Genomic DNA, 25,796 nt, shown 5'->3' with positions numbered 1-25,796 from the left:
GATGACATAATCATCCGGTAAATCTAAAAAAGCCGGAGAGATATAAACTCCGGCTTTTTTGTTTCAGACGATCTCTTCCGCGTACTGCCAAAGCGCTTTTAACAGCGCTACTTTCTCTTTGTCATCGGCATATTGTTGTGCCAGCATCTGCAATTCATCAGCATAACTTTGCAAAAATTCTGCTGTGAAGACCTGACGGCGGTGCTCCAGCCAGCGTTGCTGCTCGGCGTAATCCAGCGTCCCCGGGAAGTTACGCGCCCGATAATTGAACAACAGTTTCTCAATACGTTTATCGACAAAGGTGATATCCAGTGCCGGTAAATTACGCGGCTCGGTTTCCAGTACAATTTTCATTGCTGCGCGATCGGCGTCACTGAAAAAGCCATTATAGAGCTGTGCATCGACGTTATCTGAAGGTGTAAATGGTTCGGCTTCAGCAAATATCGCAACCACTTTTTCGCGGACTTGCGGGTTTTCACGCAGAATTTTCAGGTTATCGAGACAATGCTGACGATTAATTCCCAACCTGTCGGCATCTTCCGGGCGCAGCGTATTCGCCTGCGCCAGCACCGGACATTTATTAATATGCACCAGCTTAACCGGAACGGCGGCGTTATCGCCCAGATCGGCTTTCGCGGTATACAGGCGCTCGCGCAGCGTGTCGCTGTCCAGCTCCAGGAGTGGCGAGATATCTCCCGCCAAATCCACCATAATCACGGCATTGCGATTTTCAGGATGCCACGCCAGTGGTGCCACCCAGCTGGTATTGCCGCGCCATGCGCCAAACATACCGGAAACATGTACCAGCGGTTTCATCTGCGGCACATCAATCAACGCCGTCAGTTTGTGCTTATTACGATGGGTAAAGAGATAATCAAACAGGCGTGGTTGACGTGTTTTCACCAACTTCGCCATCGCAATAGTGGCGTACACATCGGCCATCGCATCGTGGGCGTTGCTATGTTCAATACCATTAGCTTTGGTTAAATGTTCAAGGCGAAAACTCGGTAGACCGTCATCATTTTCAGGCCAGTTGATCCCCTCCGGACGCAGGGCATAACAGGCACGCATCACGTCAAGCAGATCCCAGCGAGAGTTATCATGCTGCCAACTCCAGGCATAGGGATCGTAAAAATTACGATAAAAGATATTGCGCGTAACTTCGTCGTCAAAACGCACATTGTTGTAACCAAGAATACAGGTCTTCGGTACGGTAAAAAGCGAGTGAATACGGGCGGCAAAGGCAGCTTCGTTTTCCCCTTTTGCACGCGCCTCCTGTGGAGTGATGCCGGTAATTAACACCGCCCCTGGCTGGGGTAAATAATCGTCCGCAGGCTTGCAGTAAAAGACTTCAGGTTCGCAGATAATATTGAATTCGCTATCAGTGCGAATGGCGGCAAACTGCGCAGGGCGATCTAACGCGGGGTGCGTGCCAAAGGTTTCGTAATCATGAAACAAAAAGGTAGATTGTTGCTTACCGTCATTCATCGTTAGGTTAAATCCGTTATTTCTGTTGTATGCCAGAGTATCAAATATCATCGTGCTAATCAGCTTTAGAGCGATATTTTGGTTGCGTGTGGAAACAGATAATGTCAGATTAAAATGAGATAAATGTCACATTTTCTTGCACTTTATTCCAGCCAGTTCATCAGGATTTCCGTAAAAAGAACAGCTATTGGAAACACCTGAGGATTTGCTGTTGAAACGCCGTCTTATTATTGCTGCTTCTTTGTTCGTTTTTAATTTATCGTCTGGTTTTGCGACGGAAAATATTCCCTTTTCACCCCAACCTCCGGAGATTCATGCGGGATCATGGGTTTTGATGGATTACACAACCGGACAGATCCTCACGGCGGGTAATGAGCACCAACAACGTAACCCTGCCAGCCTGACTAAGCTAATGACGGGCTATGTCGTCGATCGCGCTATCGATAGCCATCGCATAACACCAGACGATATTGTCACTGTGGGACGCGATGCGTGGGCGAAAGATAATCCGGTTTTTGTCGGTTCTTCACTGATGTTTTTGAAAGAGGGCGATCGCGTATCGGTACGTGATTTAAGCCGTGGATTAATTGTGGATTCCGGCAATGACGCCTGTGTGGCGCTTGCGGATTATATTGCCGGGGGGCAACGGCAGTTCGTCACAATGATGAACAATTACGCTGAAAAGTTGCATTTACAGGATACCCATTTTGAAACGGTTCACGGTCTGGATGCGCCGGGCCAGCATAGCTCAGCCTATGATTTAGCTGTGCTCTCTCGCGCCATCATCCACGGCGAACCTGAGTTTTACCATATGTACAGCGAAAAAAGCCTTACCTGGAACGGCATCACCCAGCAAAACCGAAACGGGCTATTGTGGGATAAAACCATGAACGTTGACGGCCTGAAAACCGGGCATACATCCGGGGCCGGGTTTAATCTCATTGCTTCGGCGGTGGATGGGCAACGCCGTCTCATTGCAGTGGTAATGGGGGCCGACAGCGCAAAAGCTCGCGAAGAAGAGGCTAGAAAATTACTGCGTTGGGGGCAGCAAAACTTTACTACGGTGCAAATTTTGCACCGTGGGAAAAAGGTCGGTACGGAACGCATCTGGTATGGTGATAAAGAAAACATCGCACTGGGAACGGAACAAGAGTTCTGGATGGTGCTGCCGAAAGCGGAGATCCCTAATATCAAAGCAAAATATACCCTTGATGGTAAAGAACTCACTGCGCCAATTGCTGCTCACAAGCGAGTAGGGGAAATTGAGCTGTACGACCGCGATAAATTGGTTGCGCATTGGCCATTGGTTACCCTGGAGTCTGTCGGTAAAGGCGGTATGTTTTCCAGGTTGAGCGATTATTTCCACCATAATTCCTGACCTTTATTTAGCGCCGACTGGCAGGAGTGCGAGTCTGCTCGCATAATCAACACTCATTCCTTGTGGTATTTACATTGAGAAATACACTGTACAAAAAAACAGTGTATGTGGAGGCGTCATGAACTACGAGATTAAGCAGGAAGATAAACGTACCGTTGCAGGTTTCCATCTCGTTGGCCCGTGGGAACAAACGGTAAAGAAAGGTTTTGAGCAGTTGATGATGTGGGTAGACAACAAAAAAGTTGTGCCTAAGGAATGGATCGCCGTCTATTACGATAACCCAGATGAAACACCTGCCGAAAAGTTACGCTGCGACACGGTGGTTTCCCTGGAGAACAACTTCACTCTACCGGAAAACAGTGAAGGCGTGATCCTGACGGAAATCTCCGGTGGGCAATATGCGGTTGCCGTTGCTCGCGTAGAAGGCGATGATTTTTCTACGCCATGGTATCAGTTTTTTAATACTCTCTTGCAAGACAGTGCTTATCAGATGTCACCTAAGCCCTGTTTCGAAGTTTATCTTAATAACGGAGCGGAAGACGGCTATTGGGATATTGAAATGTATGTCGCAGTGCAGCCGAAAATGGGTTAATGCTGGTGCAACAACAGGATGTTAACCTGATTGCTTCGCTGTTTTTCGTCATGTAAAAGGGTAAAATTGACCTTCAGACTTCTGATAATCCCTTCGGGAATGTTTCTGATTACTGTTTGTAAGTCGGCTGGACACCTGGTTTAGTGTCTGGCCGCGGTAATCGTTCTGAGCTAACTTTATCCTTATTTAACGGAGTGCCCGCGTGCGTGCCGATAAGTCCTTAAGCCCGTTCGAAATTCGAGTGTACCGTCATTACCGCATTGTACATGGTACTCGGGTTGCGCTGGCGTTCTTGCTGACTTTTCTCATCATTCGTCTGTTTACTATCCCGGAAAGCACCTGGCCACTGGTCACTATGGTGGTGATCATGGGACCAATTTCGTTCTGGGGGAATGTCGTCCCTCGTGCGTTTGAACGTATTGGCGGTACGGTGTTTGGCTCGATTTTAGGTCTTATTGCTCTGCGACTGGAGTTAATCTCTTTACCGCTAATGTTAGTCTGGTGCGCGGCTGCCATGTTTCTTTGTGGCTGGCTGGCGCTGGGCAAGAAACCTTATCAAGGCTTATTGATTGGTGTGACGCTGGCGATTGTTGTTGGTTCCCCGACAGGTGAAATTGATACGGCATTATGGCGAAGCGGCGATGTGATCCTCGGCTCCCTACTGGCCATGGTCTTTACTGGCATCTGGCCGCAGCGGGCCTTCATCCACTGGCGTATTCAACTGGCGAAAAGCCTTACCGAATATAACCGGGTCTACCAATCTGCATTTTCACCGAACCTACTGGAACGCCCGCACCTGGAAAGCCATCTGCAAAAACTCCTGGCTGATGCCGTGAAAATGCGTGGGCTGATTGCGCCCGCCAGCAAAGAAACCCGTATTCCAAAATCGATATATGAAGGTATCCAGACGATTAACCGTAATCTGGTTTGTATGCTGGAGCTGCAAATCAATGCTTATTGGGCCACGAGGCCCAGTCATTTCGTGCTACTGAATGCGCAAAAACTGCGCGACACACAGCAAATGATGCAGCAAATAGTGCTGACTCTTGTTCATGCCCTGTACGAAGGTAATCCACAGCCGGTTTTTGCCAATACAGAAAAACTGAACGATGCTGTGGAAGAGTTGCGCCAGTTGCTCGCTAATCATCATGATCTGAAAGTCGTTGAGACGCCGATTTATGGCTATGTATGGCTAAACATGGAAACGGCGCATCAACTGGAGTTGCTGTCAAATCTGATTTGTCGGGCTTTGCGCAAATAAATTCCGACCTTCAGAATCAAATTGCTGCTGCTTCGATTCAGCAAGGATAAAGGGTATGATAGTGAACAGGGATAAAAGCATTGTCATCTGCGGCAGCTATGAGTAATGTTGGCCCTAACGAATAGCGGTTGCTTAAACGAATCCGACTCTCACATTATCAGGGGTATAAAAATGGAAACTACCAAGCCTTCATTCCAGGACGTGCTGGAATTTGTTCGTCTGTTCCGCCGTAAGAACAAGCTGCAACGTGAAATCCAGGACGTTGAGAAAAAGATCCGTGACAACCAGAAACGCGTCCTGCTGCTCGACAACCTGAGCGACTACATCAAACCTGGTATGAGCGTTGAAGCAATTCAGGGCATCATCGCCAGCATGAAAGGCGACTATGAAGATCGTGTTGATGATTACATCATCAAAAATGCTGAGCTCTCCAAAGAACGCCGCGATATCTCCAAAAAGCTGAAAGCTATGGGCGAAATGAAAAACGGCGAAGCGAAGTAATTTCTACTTTATTCAATGAGGATTGCCGGGCAATCCTCATTGTTCACTGATTCTTTTCTCACTGTTGTAAGTCATCATTCCCATCTCATAACATATTGAAATTTCTGGCTTAACGACAGCCTTCTTCTGTATGTAATAAGGCAAGAAGTTCTGCAACCCCGATGTTATTTACCGCACTGGTCACTAACACCTTTCGTGCTCCAGCTTCCCGTAGCCAGCATTTCACCAAAGATATCTGTTCTTCACTGGCTAAATCCACTTTGGTGACTATTCCAATAACTGGACGATTCATTGACGTGGTAAAACCAGGTGAAAATGGTGACCACGGTGCGTCCGCATTAAGCACCAGCGCGATAATGTCTGCTTCACAGGCGCTGACCAGCAGCGCACTGTAAAGACTGCGGTTTTCGAGGTATTCCCCGGGAGTGTCAATGGTGGCCGGTGACCAGACGATGGCCTGCGTTTTCAGATACTGAATGTCTTCCCCACGCAGGCATTGCGTGAGTGACGTTTTTCCGCACTGGCTGGGGCCGATGAGCATCATACGTTGCATCGAGTCAGGTCCGGGTAATGGGGCAGGCGGTAAAGCGCATCATTTCGCCCAGCGTGCGGGTAACCTGGCTAAGTGCATATTCGATAGCAGAAACATCGCCAGTCAGAACTACCGCGCCGGTAAAACGATCAAGAAAACCAATCTCTACAGCTCCTGACTTTGTGGCGATATCGCACGCGATGATAGATGCTTCGCTGGGGGTAATCGTCAGAATGCCAATAGCGGAAACGGTGTCCGGTAAGCCTAATTTTTTAAACAGATCCTTTCCAGGATTTGCAATAACATGTGCCAACGTGACCTGTTTACCGGGGACGTATTCCTGAATCATTCGTTCAGTCGTGTGCTGAGTTGACATTATCCCTCCACCATCTGACGCCACATGGCTTCATGGGGACGGGCAATTACCGAGCGATAGACCAACAAGCCTTTTTCCCCCGCTCGCTCGCTGGCGACAGATACCGCGTTATTAACATCAGAAATATCGCCTGCCACTACCATGTAGCATTTACCGCCAATACCAAAGGCCATATGTACCCGTACGAGCGTGACGTTTGCCGCTTTCACTGCACAATCGGCAGCGTCAATGCAGGCCGCTACACTCCAGGTTTCGACAACACCGACAGCCCGTCGCTGGTCAACATGGTTCAGACCGCTGATTGCGGGCAGGATAGTGGGATGAATATTAGGAAGGAGCAGACTGTCGACCAGCATTTCACCTGCAAGGGAAGCGCCGCTGTTGATGGCCTGCTGTACTGCACCGATATCGCCTCCGAGCATCAGCAGAAATTTACCGGGGCAAAGCGTTTTGCTGACCAGTAATTCAACGTTGGCGCTTTTCAGCATGGCATCGCCGGTTTCCATTCCTTTCGCGATACTACTAAGTTCTAAAATACCTACCGCTTTCGACATGATTAACCTCTCACTATCGTAATCGCGTTTTCTGTCACATCGCTGACCATGCCATCAATACTGGCATGAATAGGCGCACCTAATGTGCCGTGTGGAATTTGCCCCACGCATTGCCCACGAACGACGCAATCGCCTTTTTGTACACATGGAATTGCGCTGGCACCGATGTGCTGGCGTAACAATAGTGTCACTTTTTCGGGTTGTGGTACGTGTTCAGACAATGGCGCGTCCTGATACCACGTGGCTAATCCCAATCTTGCCACCAGCCGTTTTACTGGAATCAGCCGATAATTTGCCATGGCATCCTCAGGATTTAAGGCACCTTCGTAGCGGAGATTTTTGGCGCGTAATTCCTGCTTAAGCAGGCGGTTTATGCGCATGGGTGATATACCTACCGGGCAGGCAACGCTGGCGCAGACGTTGCACTCCGAACAGGTGAGTGCTGTCAGTAACAGTTGCGGCGTAGCGAGCTGTTGGTAGTTAACTGCACGTACTAACAAATGTGGTGATAGTTCGTGACCAATTAAATGGCGTGGGCAGAGATCGGTACATAAGCGGCATTGCTCACAAACGGTTTTTGCGACGGCAAGTACGCTGCGGTCATCCTGCATTCGACGCTGGATCAGTGAATGAGAGTTGGGTAAAACCAGCAAGCCGCCAGTGGTTTTGCTGACTGGCGTATCGAGCGATGTGATCAAACTCCCCATCATTGGACCGCCATTGATAAAACCAGGATTATCTACCGTTGCGCCTCCCGCCAGCGCCAATACCTCGCGTAAAGACATTCCAATGGGGACGGTCACCGTTATTGGTTTCGCAACCGCACCATTAATGGTTAGCGTGCGGCGCGTCACTGGATACTGTTGCTCAACGGCTCTGGCAATATTGAGTACGGTCTGGACGTTATTGACGACTACGCCGACGCTAACGGGTAACGCAGCGGGTGGAACGCGGCGACCTGTTGCCATCCAGATGGTCAGCACTTCGTCTCCTGCGGGGTAAACGTCGGGCAAAATATGCAGGCGGATATCAGGCGGCAGTAATGGTGTGAGGGCGTTTATTGCCAGTTGATATTTCTCTTTCAGCGCGATGATTCCGCTACTGGCCCCGGTGGCTTTCATCGCGTAGTGAACGCCGCGAAGCAGGCGACTGGCTTGCTGCGCCATTAACTGCTGGTCCACTTTCAACATGGGTTCGCATTCCGCCGCATTCACCAGGAACGTATCAACACGTGCTTGTAGCTTGATATGTGTCGGAAAGCCAGCCCCACCAGCACCAACAACGCCTGCTGCTTGTACTCGCTCGCGGATCGTCTGACCGTCGCAGGACGTGAACTCATCGTTCATAACAACTCCTCAAGCAGTTCTGCAATAGCATTGGCATCAGCCACACGTGGGTTGGTACGCAATGTTGCATCCGCCAGCGCCGCCTGAACCATATCGGGAATACGTGATGACCATTCTGCTTTTTTTTCTTTCAGAGCATTGGCGAGAGTCGGTATTGAACATGTTTTTTTGAGCTGTTCAATATGTTGAATGAGTGCATTCAGGCTTGCGGTGTCATTGGCATTGTCCGGGCATAAATGACACGTTTTAGCCAGCCGGGCGTAGCGTTTGGCGGCGCGAGGATCGCTAGCATTAAAACGAATAACTGTCGTCAGCAGGAGCGCATTCGCCAGACCGTGGGGCAAATGAAACTGCCCACCGAGTTGATGGGCAATCGCATGATTTAACCCAAGCCCAGCCTGGCTAAAGGCCATTCCTGCAAGCGTAGAGGCATTATGCATTTTGCCGCGAGTAGCAAGACAATCGCCTTTATTCACTGCTGTGGGCAGGTAGTGAAAAACAATTTGCACGGCTTTTTCGATCAGTGCATCCGTGAAGTCGCTGGCGCGGGGAGAAACATAGGCTTCAAGCGCATGGGTTAAAACATCCATTCCGGTATTGGCCGTTATCGCCGGTGGCACACTCACGACCAGCGAGGGATCGAGGATCGCGATATCCGGATAAAGTGCATTATCGAAAAGGGGATATTTAATCCCCTTCTCAGGATCGCTGATGACACAGGCGCTGGTCACTTCTGAACCAGTGCCGCTGGTGGTGGGGATGGCTACGCAGGTTTCAATTTCGATAGCACACTGGCGACTAAACCAGACAATCGCTTTTGCGGCGTCCAGCGCAGAGCCGCCGCCAAAACCGATAACCACATCCGGGCGTAAAGTTTGCATCTGAGTGATGCCATTTACCACTGTCTGGATGGTTGGGTCGGGCGTTATTTCGCTAAAAATACTGGGGCGATTGCTGTCGGGTAGCGCCAGGCGTAAGGTATCAATCAACGGCGATCGCGCCAGAAAGGCGTCGCAAATAATCCAGATGTGCTTATGCGTGAAACGGCTAAGTACTTTGAGACTTCCCGGTCCGCTGTATAAACGCGTCTGTAGTGAAAAAGTATTCATTTCCGTTTCTCTAGCGAATGGAAAAGCCGCTGGTTAACACACAGCGTCGTGAGCGGGCAAAAGTCCGGGCTGACGTTGTCCCTTCTCCGGTCGGTGTAGCAATGGTGAAGGTCGTAAAACCTTCGCCGCCGACGCCAATACCAGCCCAGGAAGGACCGTTTTTGACAAAGATTGAAGTTTGCATAACGCGCGCGGCAAGGTTGAGCCGTGAGATGTTCTGCGAGTGCATAATTGCGGTGTGATGCAAACTGTCTTCTACATTCAGCGCAAGTGTGAGGGCGCTATCAAAATCGTTAACCTTCACAATGGGTAGCATTGGCATGAGTTGTTCGCTGGTAACCCAGCTATCATCGGCGTCAACAACGGCAATCAGCAAGCGGGGCGCTTTTGCCGGCAAAGGGAGGCCTGCGGCTTCCAGCAAGGCTGATGGACTTTTGCCGACCAGTTTTTTGTTGGCGACGCCGTCTGGCAGGCAAACAGCACGCAATTTTTCAGTTTGTTCATGGTTAAGAAGAAGGGCGCCAAAACTTTGCATCTGCTGAATTAAATAATCTGCCACTGACGCCACGACAATCAGGCTTTTTTCTGCGATACACGGCAGGTTGTAATCAAACGAGGCTCCATTGATGATGTCTTCCGCAGCTTTCACAATATCTGCCGTTTCATCGACGATGCAGGGGGGATTACCCGCACCGGCACCAATCACTTTCTTGCCACTTTTCATTCCCATGGCGACGATGCCCGGACCGCCGGTAATCGCCAGAACGCTGATTTTAGGGTGCACCATCATCTGTTCGGTTGCGGCAAAGGTCGGTTCAGATACAGTAACGATCAGGTTATGAATGCCACTACAGCGAAACGCGATGTCTTCGATTATGGCGATCAATTTCAGCGAGACGTTTTGGGCTCCCGGGTGTGGACTGAAGTAGACGCTATTACCAGCTGCCAGCATGCTGATGCTGTTGTTAATGATGGTTTCCGTGGGATTGGTACTTGGTGTGACCGAGCCAATAACTCCAAACGGGGAGTATTCAAACAAAACCATGCCACCATCACCGGTCAGTGCGGTGGTGGTTAAATCTTCAATTCCTGGTGTGTTATCGAGTGCCGCTTTGTTTTTTAAGTACTTATCTTCTTTATTTCCCATTCCCGTTTCGTTAGCGCTCTCTTCCGCCAGTTCTGTAAGACGGGGCGTTAACTCTTCGCGAATGGCACTAATAATGGCGCTGCGAGTCTTAAGCGGACACTGTTGAAAGCGCAAAAAGGCCTGGTGTGCAGCGCCGATAGCTTCATCGACAGTCTGGAAAATACCGTTTTTTTGCGTTTGTGATTTCGTGGGGGCTAGCTGCTCGCGCAGAATATTGCGGATCAGTGTTTCTAATTCAGAGTTATTCATTGGTTTTCTCCCACGTTAATTGCCGTCATTGCGCATTGGGCAATATCCATGTCTTGTTCAACGCTACCACCACTAATCCCAAGCCCTCCAAGCAATATTCCGTCACGCCAGAGGGGGAAGCCGCCACCAAAAGTGACGACTTTGCCTTGCATATGGCTTTCTAGCCCGTAAAGTGGCGCCCCCGGTTGCACGGTATCCGTAAGCTTGTGTGTTGCCGTTTTCATCGCCACGGCGGTCCAGGCTTTTTTCGGTGCCAGTTCACTGCTAACCAGCAGTGCATCAGGCATTCGCCAGGTAACACTTTCTGTTCCGTTGGCATCGACAATGCTGATAACAACGGGAATATGCAGTTCATCCGCACGCATTGCCGCGCTACGAATGAGCTGATGAAGATCCTGAAAAGTGAGCGACATCGTGCGTTCCTTTAATGCTGAAGTGTGGTTGGCTTCGTGATAACGTTTTGTGATTTCCTGAATCATCAGGTTCTGATGAGCAACGTTGTCTTCCACGCGGGCGAGGGCATACAGGCAATCGGAAAGCCGGTTGATATAGTGCAGTAAAACATTGCGGACGCTGGATTCCGTTGTCAGTTCAACCAGGCATCTTTCAGCCCGCCGGGCTACCGTGCGCGCGAAATGCATGCGGCTCGCGGCTTCACAACGTCCTGGCAGAATGAAACAGTGAACTGGAGGAACAGCGCTCATTGCGCTATCGATCGCTTTTTCAAGTGCGGCAATTTCTTCCGTACTGATGTAACGCTGCTGCGCTGATGGCTGTTCGCTTTCACTGGCGAGTTCGGCGCTAAACCAAAATATCTGTTGCTGAATGGCTTCCAGTAATATGCGATGGCTTTCGATGGCGGTGGCGCAATAACACAGACTGAGTGTCGCGTTCAGTTCATCCAGTGTGCCGTAGGCTTCGACGCGTAGATGAGTTTTACTCACGCGTTGTCCGGTAAATAGAGACGTACTTCCTGAATCACCTGTGCGGGTATAAATCGCCATCTTTCAACTCCTTAGCGCGAAATCGTATCTACAATGCCGACCACTGCCAGGTCGATGGCTTCGTTGGGGCCGCTAAAAACATGTCTGGCGCTGGATCCACTGCTGAGGAGTACCAGCTCACCGACGCCTGCACCGACTGAATCAACGGCAACTTCGTCACCGGTTAATGGCGTGAGAGGCAGTTCGCCGTCAGCACTGACCCGGCGAACCAGCAGCAGTTTTTTCCCGACCAGGGAAGGTGATTTTTGTGTGGATACCACCGCGCCAGTGACTCGAGCGAGATGCATGGGTTACTCCTGCCTGATTAGCTGAATGTTTCGGGTCATTGCCGCGTCACGGGCAAGTGCGGTTACACAACATTTCCGCTGTAGTACCAGTATCCCCGCGCATAATGGTGCTACGTGGGCATAACTTAAAAGTCGACCACGATGAAGGTAGATTGGTTTTCCTTGTTCGTCGCACCAGCTTAGCGGTAGACGGGCGAGAGTTTTCAACCTGATGGTGTTCAGTAAATGACTCTGCAACGACAATTGAATGTGTATTCCCCAGGCTAACGCCTCGTGAATGTGGATTACCGCTCGATCTGACGTTTCGTTCTCCGCAAGTTGTCGCAGCAACGGTAAATCGACGAATCGAATTTGTAACGAAGCATACTGATGAACTATCTCGTGAACGCTGGCTTCTCGCAGTTGCGAAACCGTCAGCGCGAGTGTTTTCCCCGCACGTTTTTTCAGGCGAAAAATCACTTCTTCAACAATGTGTTGCATCAGTTTGTTATTCATGGCACTGACACCAGCGTGGCAAAAACGTCAGGATTATCAGCGCCTGCGGCGTTGGCCTCGTCGGTATCAATATGCATTTCAAGGCGCATATCTGGTGAGACGCGAACAGCAACGTTATCGAATATCAGTCGTCGTTCATTACCTTCAATGGCGACCGCCACTTTATCGCCATGTGTAACGCCATAAATCAGGGCATCAAGCGAAGACATATGAATGTGCCGTTGTGCGATAATAACGCCAGAAGCGATTTCCAGCTCTGCAAACGGGCTTATCAGACGAATCCCTGGTGTGCCGCTGAGATCGCCAGACATACGTAGCGGGGCGGTGATCCCTAATGTTCTGGCGTCAGTCCGGGAAATTTCCACCTGGCTTGAGTTACGTAGTGGCCCTAACAAGCGAACGTTGTGTAATTTGCCTTTTGGTCCCACCAGCGTAACAACCTGTTCAGCAGCGAATTGACCAGGTTGCAGTAATGACTTTTTCTCGCTGATCGGTTGTTCAGGAAAAAGGCGCACATAATCCGCCGTTGAAAGATGAATATGGCGACTGGAAACGCCCAGTGGGATAGGGCGCTCGCGCATTTCATCCAGAACCTGGCTGACAGTCTCCTGCAAGGTTTGTTTATCCATTGCTACTCCCCTCGCTTATCAGAGTGCAGACAAAGTGAACGTGGTTCACCTTTTTGCCGTTGACACGCGGGATCAAGACACAAATTACAGCTGATAATCTCTGAGAGGGCGACTGTTGCTGGCATTTCGCTTACTGCCACCGTCATATTCATTGCTTCTGTTGGGCGGGGCAGTATTCCCTCACCCGGGCGGGCAATCACTTTGTGTGCGACGAGGCCATTTCGCTGTTCGGCGAAACTGGCACCCGTCGCGATCGCCGCATTAACCGAGGCGACGTCACCGGTGATTTTAATGAGCGTCCAGCCTGAGCCATTGGTCTTCTCAAGGCCAACCAGCGTGATGGACGCGGCTTTTGCCATAGCATCTGCGCAACTGATGGCGAGTGCCAGACCACTGATTTCAAGTAATCCCAGTGATTGCTTCACGCTGTGCTCCTTAGCGAATGGGGTTATGCAGATTTAGGTAAAATGGCCTCAACATCGCTGTGTGGCCGCGGGATGACATGGCAGGATTTCACTTCGCCAACGGCGCTTGCGGCGGCGCTTCCTGCATCAACGGCGGCTTTTACTGCGCCAACATCGCCACGGACCATCACCGTAATCAGACCCGAACCAATCTTTTCATAGCCAACCAGTTGCACGTTGGCGGATTTAACCATGGCATCTGCGGCTTCAATTGCGCCAACTAACCCTTTTGTTTCAACCAGTCCTAGTGCGTTGTTCATACAGCGTTTCTCCTGTGGATTATGAGTGGCATTCCCTGAAGGGAATGCCTTTTACCAGGCGGGCAGCGTTATTGCCGATGCTGCGCCGGGCATGGTTATCTTGTTGATACATCAGCGTAAACAGTGGCGCTGATGCCGGTAAGTTTTTGTAATGCACAATCAGCTTTTCCCGGTCGCAGGCTATGCCAACCAACAGGGGGGACTGACGAGCAGCCTGCCAGGCGCTATCGATGACTTCACCTGACGGAATATGTTGAATGCGAAAGGGGATACCTTCCTCTTCAATGCCAAGAAGCACCTCATTCCATGTACTGATACAGTCACCTATTTCCGTAACGACAATAGCGGGCGTATGTTCTTTACTTTCCATGAGCCAACTCCCTGTGCCAGGAAATCAGTAGCCCGGTAGCTACCGCATTGCGCGGGCCTTCACTACCACGGATATTCCCCCGTCCGGCGACCAATCGATAATGCGCCAATGCATCGGTGACTAACTGCGGTACTTCGAAATCCAGGGAAGAACCGCCCACCAGAACGACGAACGGGATATCGCGAATATTTCCGCCAGGACTTACCTGACGTAGCGCGCGCAGGGCATTGGTTACGAAGACGCGCTTTTTCGCACTGCGGCGAACAGCACGTACTTTTTCCAGTGTTAAATCGCCGGGAATAGGCACCAGTTCGTCAGGTTTCACCGCACAAACGCGGGCAAATACATGAGGGGGCAGCGGAGTAGGGAAGAACTGAACGCTGCCGTCTTCATGGCGTAAATGGAACAGGCTTTCTACTTTTGCCAACGGGTATTTTTTGATTTCTTCTGCCAGATAACGATCATTTAAGCCCAGTTCCCTGGCAATAATCATCGTCACCATGTCGCCCGCTCCCGCAAGGTGAGTAGCTATCATTTCCCCTTTCTGATTGATGATGGAGGCATCGGTAGAACCTGCGCCTAAGTCCAGAATTGCCAGAGGGCGTGTGGTTCCTGGGGTAGTCAAGGCTCCCTGAATTGCAGCTTCTGCTTCAGCGCCTCCGACCTGAACATCAACATGCAGTTTTTGCTTAATTTCACTGGCGATCATCGCCATTTGCAGTCGGTCGGATTTCACCATTGAAGCGATACCCACTGCCTGTTCCAGTGAAAATTCACCAGCCAGCCCACCGGTTACGCTGACGGGAACAGAGGTATCTATCGCCAGTAAATCCTGAATAAAAATTTCGTGGCTGGGTTTATTGGTCAGTTCCGCCATAGTCTGGCGAACATGTTCCAGCATACCGCCGATGTTGGTGCCCGGTTCTCCCGTTACGTTTTCCAGTTTTGAGCACTCGCCGACCGCTTTCATAATGACATCGGCACCAGCAGCAACATCAACTCGTATTGTACGTCCGGCAGAAAGCAGCTCGATGTTTCCGGCGGGTATCGAACGGGCTTTAACGTCGCCAGAAGGTGTTTTCACCACTACTGCAGAACGGTTGCCTATGAGTGCTCGTGCAACAGGAACGATACTTTTAGTCTCTTCAGCATTGAGGGCGAAAACAGTGGCAATCCCATACGGATTAGACAGGGTTTCGATAACCTTCCCGGGAACGGCGACTTCAATCGCGGCCAGCATGCCGAGCGGAATACGATCGATGTAGAGGACTTCGTCAACAATGGGTAAAGGGATTTCCAGGCGGTTACTGACCAGCACGCCATCATCACGTTGCAGAATAACGCCAGTCAGTTGATATCCGGCACGCACGGAGGCATTTATCATGGTCGCGATATCGGCAAAATCAAATGCCGATGACACGACCAGAATGTACGGTGTATCCGCCGGGCGTGTTAACAACTCTTGTGGAGTGATGGTGAGCCCCACGCCCAGTCCCACTCCGCCTGGAGTTTTCGGGTTGTGACCAATCATGGTTGACTCGGTGATGATGGTTTCCGTAATGGTTTCCATCGCCACATCGCCAATGACAGGAGTTGCTTCGTTGATACGAATAAGCGAAATATCGCTGACATTGATGCCGACTTTTTTCGTTGCCTGTGCGAGCGCCTCCTGAATGCCATATACGTTACGCAACGTACCTTTAATTCCGGTGGTTTCCGCCAGGGCGCTACTCACGAATGACAATTCTCCAGATGCACTGAGCGTTGCCAGCGCAACCTCTGTCGATGAGTTGCCGATATCAATGCCTGCTATATATCGCATAGTTCGTCCTTAATCGTCGCCTTTCAGTTTTTTACGCTCGACATAGAGTTCCGCAGCTTCACGGACAAATGCAGCGCAAATCCTGGCCTGATAACGCTGTTCAAGATCGTCAGCAATGGCAATGAGTTCTTGCTTTGTCGAACGATAAGGGCGTAACGCATTGTAGATTTCGAGGATGCGATCGTCCGGCACTGAGGTAAGCTCGGCAGCGCGTTCAAAATTCATCGCCAGGCGATCACGCCCCGCATCTCTGGCAATCGCGGCCTGAATACGCAATGTTTCAGGGGTTATACGCATATCCTGGGCGGTGACTTTATCGCTAAGGACATTCTCCAGAGTGAAATCGTCGAGCGTTTTATTGGTCGCCGTTTTAACCCATTCTGGATGTTTATTTGCCAGTGGATAATCCGTCACTTTGGCGCTCTGTATTGACGCGTTGGGTGCCGCAGAAACAGGCGCTGCATCCTGTAGACTGTTCATGCGGTTCAACACGTCCCTGACCATCGACTCAATTGCATCGGTATTCATGAAGGTTTCCTTTGTTAAAACATCACGCGCAGTTCTTGCGGTTTTTTGCCAGTGACCACGTACTTCGTCTCTTTGATATGCAAAATGGCTGATTTGGCCTGGTATTTAGGCCGCGCCATTTGATCGTTGAGGGTCGGAACTGGTTGTGGAGACTCACGCTTCGCATAACGCGCGGCGTTTTTACCAATCTGACGATAAGTTTCCAGCGTCAACAAAGGCGCTTGCGGGAAAAGTTCCAGGTTAGACAAAGGGGGAAGCCCCTGCTGGTGGATAACCGTGGTGCCTTTTGACTGAATACCAATAGCAATGCCGGAACCACTAAGGCGATCGCCTTCGACCGCCACGAATGCGACATCAGACGATTTAAAGCAGCGAATCACACGGGCTTTAATACCTTCTTCTTCGATACCGGCGATGACTTCGCGCAAGATGTTTTTATGCGGAATGCCAATAATATTGACGGTCTGCGCCAGGCCAAATGCTGGGCCTACAGCAATAATGACTTCATCCTGCTGAGTGCCTTGTTGGGCTTCGCCAATTTCAGTTAAAAAATTCCCGGTATCCGGCGCGGAAGAGACTGTTGCGGCAACAGGTGCGCGAAATGAAACGGACTTGTCGCTGTTTTGCATTTCTGCCAGCACGTCTTCGATAATCTGACGTAGTAATTTTTCGTTAATTTCCATTTCTCACCCTTAGTCAATTTCGTTGGGATCAAGTGCACCGGGAATATTTTTGATCTCTTCCCAGCGTTCCCCTTGCAGGCGGTAACCTGTAGCCGGTCCGGCGTAATCATTGACATCATTGACCGCAGACAGCACTTGTCCGTCATCGACGATAATGGCTGAGGTATGGAGATAATCGCCGGTCAGTTTCGCTTTTTGCATGTTGAGCATGTCCTGAGCGACATCGGTAAAACCGCCTTGCGCCAGGGCTTTCACCACTTCCAGGCTGTTACGGTTTTTATTGATAATTTCCTGGGCGAACTTAATGTCTTCTACGATGTTGCGCTCTGGCATATCTTTCGAACCGTGGGCATAGGTCGCCGCTTCGACCTCTTCATCGGTAATAAGGGGTAATCCCATACCGGCAAAGACAGCCTGTAAAGCGCGTGCGGCTTTATTGCGGATAGCGACAACATCTTCTTCGCGCACCGGTCGCAGACCGCCATCAACCTTCAGGTCACGCTGAATGACGTTGTAATCATCGAAGTCTTCGGCGTCTTCGTTTGAACCGGCAAACATGTTGTCGTAGTTCGGCACAGCGGAAAAACCGGAAGAGATAAAGTCAGTGCCCGGCAGAAACTGCATCAGGAAACGCGCGGTACGGCGCATATCTGAGTGGGTAAAGGTCTGGTCATTACTGGAGGCACATTCCAGATCCAGCGATGAGCAAATTAAGTTTTCCGCCAGCACTGCGCGGATGCCTGACGGCACAGCTGATGGAACACCGATGCAGCTTACGGAACCATTCTGCAGCCCCTGTACGCCTGCGGCTTTGGTGATGTAAATGCAACGAGCCTCGAGATAAAGCATTGATTTGCCTTCCGCGTAGCCCATCTGTACTTCAGAGCCGGAGCCGGAAGTAAAGCGCATTTTTAAGCCGCGAGAAGCATAAGACGACGCGAGAAACCCTTTTGACCACGGGGTATCATCGCCATCGGTGAAAACAGGTTCTGTGCCGTAGACAGAAATAGTTTCGGCGTAGCAGGTGTGGCCTAACATACCGAGTTTCAGTTCGGTGGCTTCTTCCAGTGAACACTGGGTCAAAACACCCGGGCGTCCTACCTGTGAACCTATCAGCAGAGCGATGGCGTTGAACGGCGCATAGCGAGCAACGGCAACGGTGGTTTCCTGTTCATCAAACCCGCGCCATGCGCCTTCAGCTGCGTCGGCGGCAATTTGTACCGGGTTATCTTTGACGTTGGTGACGTGAGCCTGTTGTGATGGTGTTCGACGGGCGCGCATTTTCTGCATCGCCATCATCATCTCTACCACGTTCATCTGCGAAACCACTTCGACGATTTTGGCGGGCGTCATTGCTGTGGTAAGGGGAACGATATCGCTACGTTTGACATTTGGATCGCACAGCATATTGGCAAGTTTGACCGAATCCATCGCGATGACTTCTTCGGCGCGCGCGAGATTGATGCCGTAACGGGCGATAAAGTGGTCGATCAGGTCAAACTGGCTGGCGGGTTTTCCATCCAGCTCGGTGACGACGCCGTTAACAATTTTGATTGACGGTTTTGGATCGTTCGGGCTTTCCATCGCAATGAAGCCTTCTTCAATCCACTCTTTAACGAAACCGTCCTGGTTGACCGGGCGTTTGGCGAGTGCTTCAAATCTTTTCGATCTCATGAATCTGCCTCAGGGAATTCAGATGTAGGAAGGGCGATCGTTTTTCGGTGTATCGCCGAGAGTCGAAAGTACGGTTTTACCGATTTCGCGTGCGGAGATGACCGCCTGACGGACAGCGCCGGAGTCACCTGAGATAATCAGAATGACTTCATTGCTGTAGCTGGTGCCATGAGCAGGCGAGCTGTATGCCACCACGTCCACATTGGCGGACTTCAGCGCGGTATCGGCCATCAGAACACCAACAGCGGCCGGAGCGCCGACAATAACGCCGCAAGCGCGACCCAGAGGTGCGCCAAACGCTTTTTCCAGTGCATAGCTGGCGCGGGCGGTGTATTGCAGTTCAAGATGCCCGGCTTCGTTGGCATAGACATCACCAAAGGTCCGGTCGAGTTCTTTCAGGGCAACTTCAATACCGCGTTTCACGTCGGAAACATCGTTGCCACCTAAGAGGATTAATGAGCCGTGTCCGGCACCGCCTTTGGTATCGCGAGGAAGTTCAATGCTAATAACTTCAGTGTTCGTAGCTTTTACCGCTTCATCAGCGGCCATAATGTGTGGACCTGCGCCAATACGTGCACCCAGAATGCCAATGGAGCGATAGCGTTTTTCAAGTTTCATCGCGTCCAACAGGGCGCTATCAACGTTCGCAATGACCAGACCTACAGTGTCGCCAATAGCGGTGCCAACAAATTCCGTTAACGTGCAGCTTTTTTCTGCCATAGCCGTCTCTCGTGTTTGATGAGTGGTTTCCGGGAGAACCTCATGCTCTGGCGTCGCTACGCGAGCGATGACCTGCGCCATGATCTGTTCGACCAGTTCATTGCTGCTCATGGGTTAATTCCCTTTGGTAAGATTTTTTCGACATCGGTATGTGGGCGGGGAATAACGTGTACGGCTTTTACTTCACCGACGTTACGCGCGGCGGCAGCACCTGCGTCTGTTGCCGCTTTTACAGCCCCGACATCACCACGAACGATGACGGTCACCAGCCCGGAACCTATTTTTTCGTAGCCAACCAGCAATACATTTGCCGACTTCACCATGGCGTCTGCGGCCTCTATGGCGGCAGTTAAGCCTTTGGTTTCTACCATTCCTAACGCTTCTTGTTGCATAAAGACCTCGCATGGATTTTTTGACGATATGACTATAAAAAAAAGCGAGGAAAAAGAATGGCTGACTTAATCGGCCAATGAGAAAAATAAATAGAGGACAAATATTATAAAATTGCTTTTATAAACTATATGTTATTAATTTATTGGTTATTTTGTGGATGTTTCAATGTGAATTAATTGCGTTGGCTGAGGGGGTTAATCGCGGATAAAATTTAGTTGGGTTTGGTTAGCGGAAGGGAATTGTGATATTTGTTTAAATTTTATTATGTCATGATGACAATTTTTTATTGTGAAAGTTTGGCAGTAATTATTACCTTCAACACTGATTAACACTGTGTTGGATGCTTCTGTAATGACAATAATTTGCTATGTCAGCACGATTTTTCCACGAGTCTGTCATGCATGTTGGCAATATTTTTTGCAGAGCAATTTTTATAGTTGCCCTCGATATACACAACAATCAGCAATTCTGTTGGCTGATGAAGAAACAAACTCCGCAAAGAAGGTGTCACTATGAATGATTCACTCAAGGCGCAATGCGTTGCCGAGTTTTTGGGCACCGGACTGTTCCTCTTTTTTGGCATTGGTTGTTTGTGTGCCCTCAAACTTGCTGGGGCAAGTCTGGGGCTGTGGGAAATTTGTATTATTTGGGGGTTAGGTATTTCACTTGCTGTTTATCTTACGGCAGGAATTTCCGGCGCTCATCTCAACCCGGCGGTTACGATTGCTCTATGGTTGTTCGCCGCTTTTCCTGGCCGTAAAGTACTGCCATTTTGTATGGCACAATTAGCGGGTGCCTTTGGTGGTGCGGTTCTGGCGTATTTTTTATACAGCAATTTGTTTACCGATTTTGAATCTGCCCACAATATGGTTCGTGGAAGTGCAGAAAGTTTACAACTCGCCAGTATCTTCAGTACTTACCCGGCAGCGGCAATAAATGTATGGCAGGCGGCGCTGGTTGAAATAGTCATCACGTCTATGTTGATGGGATTGATTATGGCGTTGACCGATGACGGCAACGGTGTACCGAAGGGGCCTCTCGCACCTTTACTGATTGGTATTCTGGTTGCTGTTATTGGTGCTTCTACTGGACCATTAACCGGTTTTGCCATGAATCCAGCGCGTGATTTTGGGCCAAAAATTTTCACCTGGCTTGCGGGTTGGGGAGAAATAGCGATGACTGGCGGACGCAATATTCCTTATTTCATTGTACCCATTATTGCCCCGGTCATTGGTGCCTGCGTTGGTGCGGCGATTTATCGCTTTCTCATTGCACAAAATTTACCTGTCAATAGTGTTACGCCTAAAGATATCCGCGAATAGCGAAATAGCCTGGCGGTTATAAACGTTTATTTTTTTTACTGTTTGTGATCTGCTTTCCGAACTTATTAAAAAGTCTCCCGCTTCATGGAGGCTTTTGTTATTGTCCTTTGTGCTTCTCGTCAGTAAATCATCAGGGATGATGTGAAGATTAAATGTAAAACAATTGTTTTTTACAATAACAATAAATTAACTGGGAGGTTTTATCATGATTTCTGCGGCGACACTTAATTCAGAACTCATTAATAAAATCGCGCAGGATTTTGCGCAGGCGACCAGCCTTGCGGTTGTCGTGGTCAATATCCACGGTGATGAAATTTCCGAACTTTTTAACTTCACCCCGTTTTGTCAGATGATGCGGCAACATCCACAGCTTAGCACTCGCTGCCGCATGAGCGATCGTTGCGGAGGCCTGGAAGCTTCTAAATCCGATCAACCTTGTATTTACCGTTGCCATGCAGGATTAACCGATTTCTCTATTCCTTTGGTGATTGCCGGGCATTTAGTCGGCTTTGTGCTGTGTGGACAAGTCCGCCTGCGTAATGGTGATGTCGATTTGATCGATATTCTGAATGTCGATGATCGTTGGCAAGCAGATCCCGAATTACTTAATGAATTTCGCAAAGTCCCGGAGATGGACTACTCGCGAGTTATGGCCTCTGCTGATTTGTTGAAGCTGATTGTGGAAAATTGCCTCAAAAAGCAACTCAATTTTGTCGTTATTAAAGAGAATAAACCTCATTCGGATTCAGTTCGTCAGACCCGCGCGTCTAATCCTCACGATAATAAAATGAAAAAAGCATTACGCTATATTGATGCGCATTTATCAGACGATTTACGCCTGGAGGATGTTGCCTCGCATGTTTATCTAAGCCCTTATTATTTCAGTAAATTGTTTAAGAAGTATCATGGGATTGGTTTTAATGCATGGGTAAACCAACAACGTATGGCCAGCGCCCGTGAGTTGCTGTGCCATAGTGACTGGAGCATCGCCAGCATTGCGCGTAATTTAGGCTTCTCTCAAACCAGTTATTTTTGCAAAGTTTTTCGACAGGCCTATCAGGTAACGCCGCAGGTTTACCGTCAGCAAATTAGCGAAAATACGGCTGCGGAAACGGCATAAATTCAATGTAAAAAATGAGGGATGATTAAATATACTCTGGCAGTAATAATTCATTTAGGTGTTATGGGAAAATTGAAATCGGCTCATAACATACGCTGACATGTTTGGCACATTTGTGCCTGGGAAGAGGGTGGAAATCCCTCGCAGCCCCCGCTGCTGTAATGCTGACAACCTCGAAAATGCCACTGATCGTGAGATCGGGAAGGTCGGGGGAGGATGACGCTAAGCCAGAAGACCAGCCTGTCAGTTAATACCAACAACTTCGGTGGGAAGTGGGTTGTCTGGAAGCGCCCGGTTGAGCACTGGCGCGTCTTTATTACCCCTACCACCCTGAAAGGATCAGGGGATGGCGGCAACATTTATTTCATTCATCGTCGTGTCGACAGGCACCAGGGCTGCACTTATGGTGTGGCAATCTTTTTTTGTGGCATATCAACCTGACCGTTATTACAGGAAACTAAGCGGAGGGTGGTGGTCATGAAAACGATAAAACCTGAATCGATAGCTCTTTTTTGCCTCTCATCTGGCAATATCGAACTCGCTAAACATCTGGCTGAAATGTTGCCTATTACCTGTTTTGTCGGTGAGGATTGGCAGCAAGGTTTCCTGCCTTTTAACGGAGGGCCAGAACAATCATTATCAGATGCGTATAGCGATTATTCAGTGCTGTTATTGATTGCTGAAAGCGGGACACTCATACCAGAAAGGCTCCCTCTGCCTGATGGCGTGACGGTAATCTTAATAGCAGAGCACAATGCTCGTTTGCTGAATGGTACGGCTGGTGGGGCTGTAGCGTTAATCCATTATCTGAATGAAATGTGTCAATTCAGAGAAGCCGTTGCTAATGACACATTTTGTCGGTCGTTAACGCAGGGAAATCGGGCTATTTCACAATGCCTTCCTCATTCGTAATGGATTGAGAATGCTGGATTTTTATTTTTAATACGCGCAGTATTAATCGAAGAAATGTTATTACGGTCAGTAACAGTGGAACATCCATTGCTCTGGTCAATGAATACCATCATACAATTGAACCGGGAGTCCGTATGATGATTTTGGTGACGGGGGGCGCACGGAGCGGGAAGAGCCGGCACGCCGAGGCGCTTATTGGGGACACTCCACAGGTCCTGTATATCGCTACTTCGCAAATTTTTGATGATGAGATGGCCGCACGGATTGAACACCATCGGCAAGGCCGCCCGGCGCACTGGAACACGGTGGAACGCTGGCAAAATCTTGATGAGTTAATTAACGCAGACATTAATCCGCAGACTGCCGTGTTGTTGGAATGCATTACAACAATGGTGACTAATCTTTTGTTTGAATATGGCGGCGATAAAGATCCTGAAAAATGGGATTATGACGTGATGGAGCAGGCGATTAACGGTGAGATTCAGTCGTTGATTGCCGCCTGTCAACGTTGTACTGCAAAGGTCGTATTAGTGACCAATGAAGTGGGCATGGGGATTGTGCCGGAGAATCGTCTGGCGCGACATTTTCGTGATATTGCCGGGCGGGTAAATCAGCAGCTGGCCGCTGCGGCAGATGAAGTATGGCTGGTGGTTTCGGGTATTGGAGTAAAAATCAAATGAGTAAATTATTTTGGGCGATGCTCTCTTTTATTACGCGTCTGCCTGTACCGCGTCGTTGGTCCCAGGGGCTGGATTTCGAGCATTATTCTCGCGGTATCATTACTTTTCCCTTAATTGGTTTATTGCTTGGCGCCATTAGTGGACTGGTCTTCATGGCGTTGCAGGCATGGTGTGGTATACCACTGGCGGCACTGTTTAGCGTGCTGGTGCTGGCGCTGATGACAGGGGGATTCCACCTGGACGGCCTCGCAGATACCTGTGATGGCGTATTTTCTGCACGTAGCCGCGATCGCATGTTGGAAATCATGCGTGATAGCCGTTTGGGTACTCACGGTGGTCTGGCGCTGATTTTTGTGGTTCTGGCAAAGATTCTGGTGCTAAGCGAGTTGGCACTGCGTGGCGAACCGATCCTTGCATCGCTGGCGGCAGCATGTGCGGTTAGCCGTGGGACTGCCGCATTGTTGATGTATCGTCATTGTTATGCCCGGGAAGAAGGGCTTGGTAATGTGTTCATTGGCAAAATTGACGGGCGACAAACCTGTGTCACCCTCGGTTTAGCCGCTATTTTTGCTGCCGTGTTATTGCCGGGTATGCATGGTGTGGCTGCTATGGTGGTGACGATGGTGGCGATTTTCGTCCTCGGTCAGCTTCTCAAACGGACTCTGGGCGGGCAAACCGGCGATACGCTGGGAGCAGCCATAGAACTTGGTGAACTGGTCTTCCTGCTGGCACTGCTATAAGACTGATTACCGAGGAGACGTTACATGCAAACACTCGCCGAATTATTGAATACGATCCCTGCCATCGATCCTGCCGCTATGTCGCGTACCCAACGGTATATTGATGGGTTACTCAAACCTGTCGGTAGTCTGGGAAGACTGGAGGCGCTTGCCGTACAACTGGCAGGAATGCCGGGACTGAATGGTGTGCCTCATGTGGGCCAAAAAGCAGTGCTGGTTATGTGTGCCGATCATGGTGTCTGGGATGAAGGTGTCGCTATTTCTCCGAAAGCAGTGACAGCCATCCAGGCTGAAAACATGACACGTGGAACAACTGGTGTGTGTGTGCTGGCAGCACAAGCGGGCGCTAAAGTTCACGTGATTGATGTTGGGATTGATACCGTTGAGCCTATCCCTGGGCTTATTAACATGCGTGTCGCACGAGGTAGCGGTAATATTGCCTCGGGTCCGGCAATGAGCCCCTGTCAGGCTGAAGCGTTACTTCTGGACATCATACAATATACGCGCCAGCTAGCGAGAAATGGCGTCACGCTGTTTGGTGTGGGTGAACTGGGGATGGCAAATACCACACCGGCAGCGGCGATAGTCAGTGCGATTACTGGACGCGATCCTGAAGAAGTGGTCGGTATTGGCGCAAACCTGCCGACAGATAAACTGGCTCATAAAGTTGATGTTGTTCGTCGGGCAATAACATTGAATCAACCGAATCCACTGGATGGTATTGATGTGCTGGCCAAAGTCGGTGGGTTTGATTTGGTCGGAATGGCTGGCGTAATGTTAGGTGCCGCTTCCTGCGGTTTACCCGTGTTGCTGGATGGATTTCTTTCTTACGCCGCTGCACTTGCCGCATGCCGGATGTGTCCTGCAATCAAACCGTATCTCATTCCTTCTCACCTGTCGGCAGAAAAAGGGGCGCGTATAGCGCTGTCACATTTGGGGCTGGAGCCTTATCTCAATATGGAAATGCGTTTAGGTGAGGGGAGTGGCGCAGCGCTGGCGATGCCCATCATCGAAGCCGCCTGCGCGATATACAGCAACATGGGTGAACTTGCCGCCAGTAATATTGTTCTACCGGGGAAGACGACTTCTGAATTGAACAGTTAAAAACGAAAAGTCAGATAAAAGCTATACTTATCGGATAGCTTTCGCGACTTAGGAAA

31 protein-coding genes and 1 riboswitch are annotated in these 25,796 nt (G+C 49.8%); of the genes, 11 read left to right on the top strand and 20 right to left on the bottom strand.

All coding sequences use genetic code 11. From position 1 onward, the window contains the following. Positions 1-63: 63 nt before the first annotated feature. Positions 64-1,488: an exodeoxyribonuclease I gene (sbcB, locus tag FEM44_RS25005; RefSeq protein WP_135522045.1), complete on the bottom strand. Its 1,425-nt coding sequence runs from the start codon at positions 1,486-1,488 to the stop codon at positions 64-66. Between the two features lie 211 nt (positions 1,489-1,699). On the opposite strand from sbcB, the gene dacD reads away from it, so the two are divergent. The 4 genes from dacD (at position 1,700) to FEM44_RS24985 (ending at position 5,220) form a co-directional block, all read left to right on the top strand. Beyond that, on the top strand, positions 1,700-2,866 hold the full coding sequence (gene dacD, locus FEM44_RS25000; RefSeq protein WP_135522047.1) for a serine-type D-Ala-D-Ala carboxypeptidase DacD: 1,167 nt from the start codon (positions 1,700-1,702) through the stop codon (positions 2,864-2,866). A 118-nt stretch (positions 2,867-2,984) separates the two neighbouring features. Then, positions 2,985-3,458 (top strand): DNA gyrase inhibitor SbmC, encoded by a 474-nt coding sequence (sbmC, locus tag FEM44_RS24995; protein WP_130216383.1) that lies wholly within the window; start codon positions 2,985-2,987, stop codon positions 3,456-3,458. 202 nt (positions 3,459-3,660) lie between these two features. Further along, on the top strand, positions 3,661-4,719 hold the full coding sequence (locus tag FEM44_RS24990; RefSeq protein WP_135522049.1) for an FUSC family protein: 1,059 nt from the start codon (positions 3,661-3,663) through the stop codon (positions 4,717-4,719). Positions 4,720-4,890: 171 nt separating this feature from the next. Further along, positions 4,891-5,220, top strand: coding sequence for a DUF496 family protein (locus FEM44_RS24985; protein WP_000450409.1), 330 nt, complete (start codon positions 4,891-4,893; stop codon positions 5,218-5,220). A 109-nt stretch (positions 5,221-5,329) separates the two neighbouring features. Here the strand turns inward: FEM44_RS24985 and FEM44_RS24980 are convergent, their stop codons facing one another. Genes FEM44_RS24980 through pduA form a run of 19 tightly spaced genes read right to left on the bottom strand, consistent with a single transcriptional unit; the run spans position 5,330 to position 19,861 of the window. Continuing rightward, a complete protein-coding gene (locus FEM44_RS24980; protein ID WP_135522051.1) occupies positions 5,330-5,773 on the bottom strand; it encodes a EutP/PduV family microcompartment system protein in 444 nt (147 codons plus the stop codon). 4 nt (positions 5,774-5,777) lie between these two features. After that, a complete protein-coding gene (pduU, locus tag FEM44_RS24975) occupies positions 5,778-6,128 on the bottom strand; it encodes a propanediol utilization microcompartment protein PduU (RefSeq protein ID WP_130208681.1) in 351 nt (116 codons plus the stop codon). Then, a complete protein-coding gene (pduT, locus tag FEM44_RS24970; RefSeq protein WP_135522053.1) occupies positions 6,128-6,682 on the bottom strand; it encodes a propanediol utilization microcompartment protein PduT in 555 nt (184 codons plus the stop codon). The genes pduU and pduT overlap by 1 nt, the downstream gene beginning before the upstream one ends. Positions 6,683-6,684: 2 nt before the next feature. Continuing rightward, complete coding sequence (locus FEM44_RS24965) at positions 6,685-8,028, bottom strand: 4Fe-4S dicluster domain-containing protein (protein WP_135522055.1); 1,344 nt, start codon at positions 8,026-8,028, stop codon at positions 6,685-6,687. Continuing rightward, entirely contained in the window at positions 8,025-9,137 is a 1,113-nt protein-coding gene (locus tag FEM44_RS24960; protein WP_135522057.1) for a 1-propanol dehydrogenase PduQ, read from the bottom strand. The genes FEM44_RS24965 and FEM44_RS24960 overlap by 4 nt, the downstream gene beginning before the upstream one ends. 10 nt (positions 9,138-9,147) lie before the next feature. Continuing rightward, positions 9,148-10,533: a CoA-acylating propionaldehyde dehydrogenase PduP gene (gene pduP / locus FEM44_RS24955; protein WP_135522059.1), complete on the bottom strand. Its 1,386-nt coding sequence runs from the start codon at positions 10,531-10,533 to the stop codon at positions 9,148-9,150. After that, entirely contained in the window at positions 10,530-11,537 is a 1,008-nt protein-coding gene (gene pduO / locus FEM44_RS24950; RefSeq protein ID WP_135522061.1) for a two-domain cob(I)yrinic acid a,c-diamide adenosyltransferase PduO, read from the bottom strand. Before pduO ends, pduP begins: the two co-directional genes overlap by 4 nt. Positions 11,538-11,548: 11 nt before the next feature. After that, complete coding sequence (locus tag FEM44_RS24945; protein ID WP_130208669.1) at positions 11,549-11,824, bottom strand: EutN/CcmL family microcompartment protein; 276 nt, start codon at positions 11,822-11,824, stop codon at positions 11,549-11,551. Between the two features lie 3 nt (positions 11,825-11,827). After that, complete coding sequence (pduM, locus tag FEM44_RS24940; protein ID WP_138159231.1) at positions 11,828-12,319, bottom strand: microcompartment protein PduM; 492 nt, start codon at positions 12,317-12,319, stop codon at positions 11,828-11,830. Then, positions 12,316-12,948, bottom strand: coding sequence for a phosphate propanoyltransferase (locus FEM44_RS24935; protein ID WP_135522063.1), 633 nt, complete (start codon positions 12,946-12,948; stop codon positions 12,316-12,318). The genes pduM and FEM44_RS24935 overlap by 4 nt, the downstream gene beginning before the upstream one ends. A 2-nt stretch (positions 12,949-12,950) precedes the next feature. Continuing rightward, positions 12,951-13,400 (bottom strand): BMC domain-containing protein, encoded by a 450-nt coding sequence (locus FEM44_RS24930; protein ID WP_135522065.1) that lies wholly within the window; start codon positions 13,398-13,400, stop codon positions 12,951-12,953. Then, positions 13,397-13,672, bottom strand: a complete 276-nt coding sequence (gene pduJ / locus FEM44_RS24925) for a propanediol utilization microcompartment protein PduJ (RefSeq protein WP_001057752.1) — start codon at positions 13,670-13,672, stop codon at positions 13,397-13,399. Before pduJ ends, FEM44_RS24930 begins: the two co-directional genes overlap by 4 nt. A gap of 19 nt (positions 13,673-13,691) precedes the next feature. Further along, the gene (locus tag FEM44_RS24920; protein ID WP_000444000.1) at positions 13,692-14,042 is read right to left on the bottom strand and encodes a glycerol dehydratase reactivase beta/small subunit family protein; all 351 of its coding nucleotides are present in this window, start codon (positions 14,040-14,042) and stop codon (positions 13,692-13,694) included. Next, positions 14,032-15,864, bottom strand: coding sequence for a diol dehydratase reactivase subunit alpha (locus FEM44_RS24915; protein ID WP_135522067.1), 1,833 nt, complete (start codon positions 15,862-15,864; stop codon positions 14,032-14,034). The genes FEM44_RS24920 and FEM44_RS24915 overlap by 11 nt, the downstream gene beginning before the upstream one ends. A 9-nt stretch (positions 15,865-15,873) precedes the next feature. Then, on the bottom strand, positions 15,874-16,392 hold the full coding sequence (pduE, locus tag FEM44_RS24910) for a propanediol dehydratase small subunit PduE (RefSeq protein ID WP_135385803.1): 519 nt from the start codon (positions 16,390-16,392) through the stop codon (positions 15,874-15,876). Positions 16,393-16,406: 14 nt separating this feature from the next. Continuing rightward, entirely contained in the window at positions 16,407-17,075 is a 669-nt protein-coding gene (locus FEM44_RS24905; RefSeq protein WP_135522069.1) for a propanediol/glycerol family dehydratase medium subunit, read from the bottom strand. A 9-nt stretch (positions 17,076-17,084) separates the two neighbouring features. Beyond that, positions 17,085-18,749: a propanediol dehydratase large subunit PduC gene (pduC, locus tag FEM44_RS24900; RefSeq protein WP_135522071.1), complete on the bottom strand. Its 1,665-nt coding sequence runs from the start codon at positions 18,747-18,749 to the stop codon at positions 17,085-17,087. An 18-nt stretch (positions 18,750-18,767) separates the two neighbouring features. Next, entirely contained in the window at positions 18,768-19,580 is an 813-nt protein-coding gene (gene pduB / locus FEM44_RS24895; protein WP_064529394.1) for a propanediol utilization microcompartment protein PduB, read from the bottom strand. Then, the gene (pduA, locus tag FEM44_RS24890) at positions 19,577-19,861 is read right to left on the bottom strand and encodes a propanediol utilization microcompartment protein PduA (RefSeq protein ID WP_001183614.1); all 285 of its coding nucleotides are present in this window, start codon (positions 19,859-19,861) and stop codon (positions 19,577-19,579) included. Before pduA ends, pduB begins: the two co-directional genes overlap by 4 nt. A 513-nt stretch (positions 19,862-20,374) precedes the next feature. Between pduA and pduF the strand changes: the two genes are divergently transcribed. From pduF to cobT, 7 genes are all read left to right on the top strand, one after another. After that, positions 20,375-21,184: a propanediol diffusion facilitator PduF gene (gene pduF, locus FEM44_RS24885; RefSeq protein WP_135487609.1), complete on the top strand. Its 810-nt coding sequence runs from the start codon at positions 20,375-20,377 to the stop codon at positions 21,182-21,184. A 205-nt stretch (positions 21,185-21,389) separates the two neighbouring features. Then, positions 21,390-22,304 carry a transcriptional regulator PocR gene (pocR, locus tag FEM44_RS24880; protein ID WP_135522073.1) on the top strand — a complete coding sequence of 305 codons (915 nt, stop codon included), beginning with the start codon at positions 21,390-21,392 and terminating at the stop codon, positions 22,302-22,304. An 83-nt stretch (positions 22,305-22,387) separates the two neighbouring features. Further along, positions 22,388-22,562, top strand: a riboswitch (cobalamin riboswitch). Further along, the gene (locus FEM44_RS25245; protein WP_167850652.1) at positions 22,521-22,745 is read left to right on the top strand and encodes a hypothetical protein; all 225 of its coding nucleotides are present in this window, start codon (positions 22,521-22,523) and stop codon (positions 22,743-22,745) included. (Overlaps the previous riboswitch by 42 nt.) A 36-nt stretch (positions 22,746-22,781) precedes the next feature. Continuing rightward, positions 22,782-23,216 carry a cobalamin biosynthesis protein gene (locus FEM44_RS24875; protein WP_135522075.1) on the top strand — a complete coding sequence of 145 codons (435 nt, stop codon included), beginning with the start codon at positions 22,782-22,784 and terminating at the stop codon, positions 23,214-23,216. A gap of 134 nt (positions 23,217-23,350) precedes the next feature. Next, the gene (gene cobU / locus FEM44_RS24870) at positions 23,351-23,896 is read left to right on the top strand and encodes a bifunctional adenosylcobinamide kinase/adenosylcobinamide-phosphate guanylyltransferase (RefSeq protein WP_135522077.1); all 546 of its coding nucleotides are present in this window, start codon (positions 23,351-23,353) and stop codon (positions 23,894-23,896) included. Then, positions 23,893-24,636: an adenosylcobinamide-GDP ribazoletransferase gene (cobS, locus tag FEM44_RS24865; RefSeq protein WP_130208645.1), complete on the top strand. Its 744-nt coding sequence runs from the start codon at positions 23,893-23,895 to the stop codon at positions 24,634-24,636. Before cobU ends, cobS begins: the two co-directional genes overlap by 4 nt. Before the next feature lie 24 nt (positions 24,637-24,660). Then, positions 24,661-25,740: a nicotinate-nucleotide--dimethylbenzimidazole phosphoribosyltransferase gene (gene cobT / locus FEM44_RS24860; RefSeq protein WP_135522079.1), complete on the top strand. Its 1,080-nt coding sequence runs from the start codon at positions 24,661-24,663 to the stop codon at positions 25,738-25,740. The last annotated feature ends 56 nt before the right edge of the window (positions 25,741-25,796 follow it).

The sequence above is a fragment of the Escherichia sp. E4742 genome, assembly GCF_005843885.1.
GTDB lineage: Bacteria > Pseudomonadota > Gammaproteobacteria > Enterobacterales > Enterobacteriaceae > Escherichia.
This window is presented reverse-complemented; position numbering and strand designations above follow the sequence as displayed.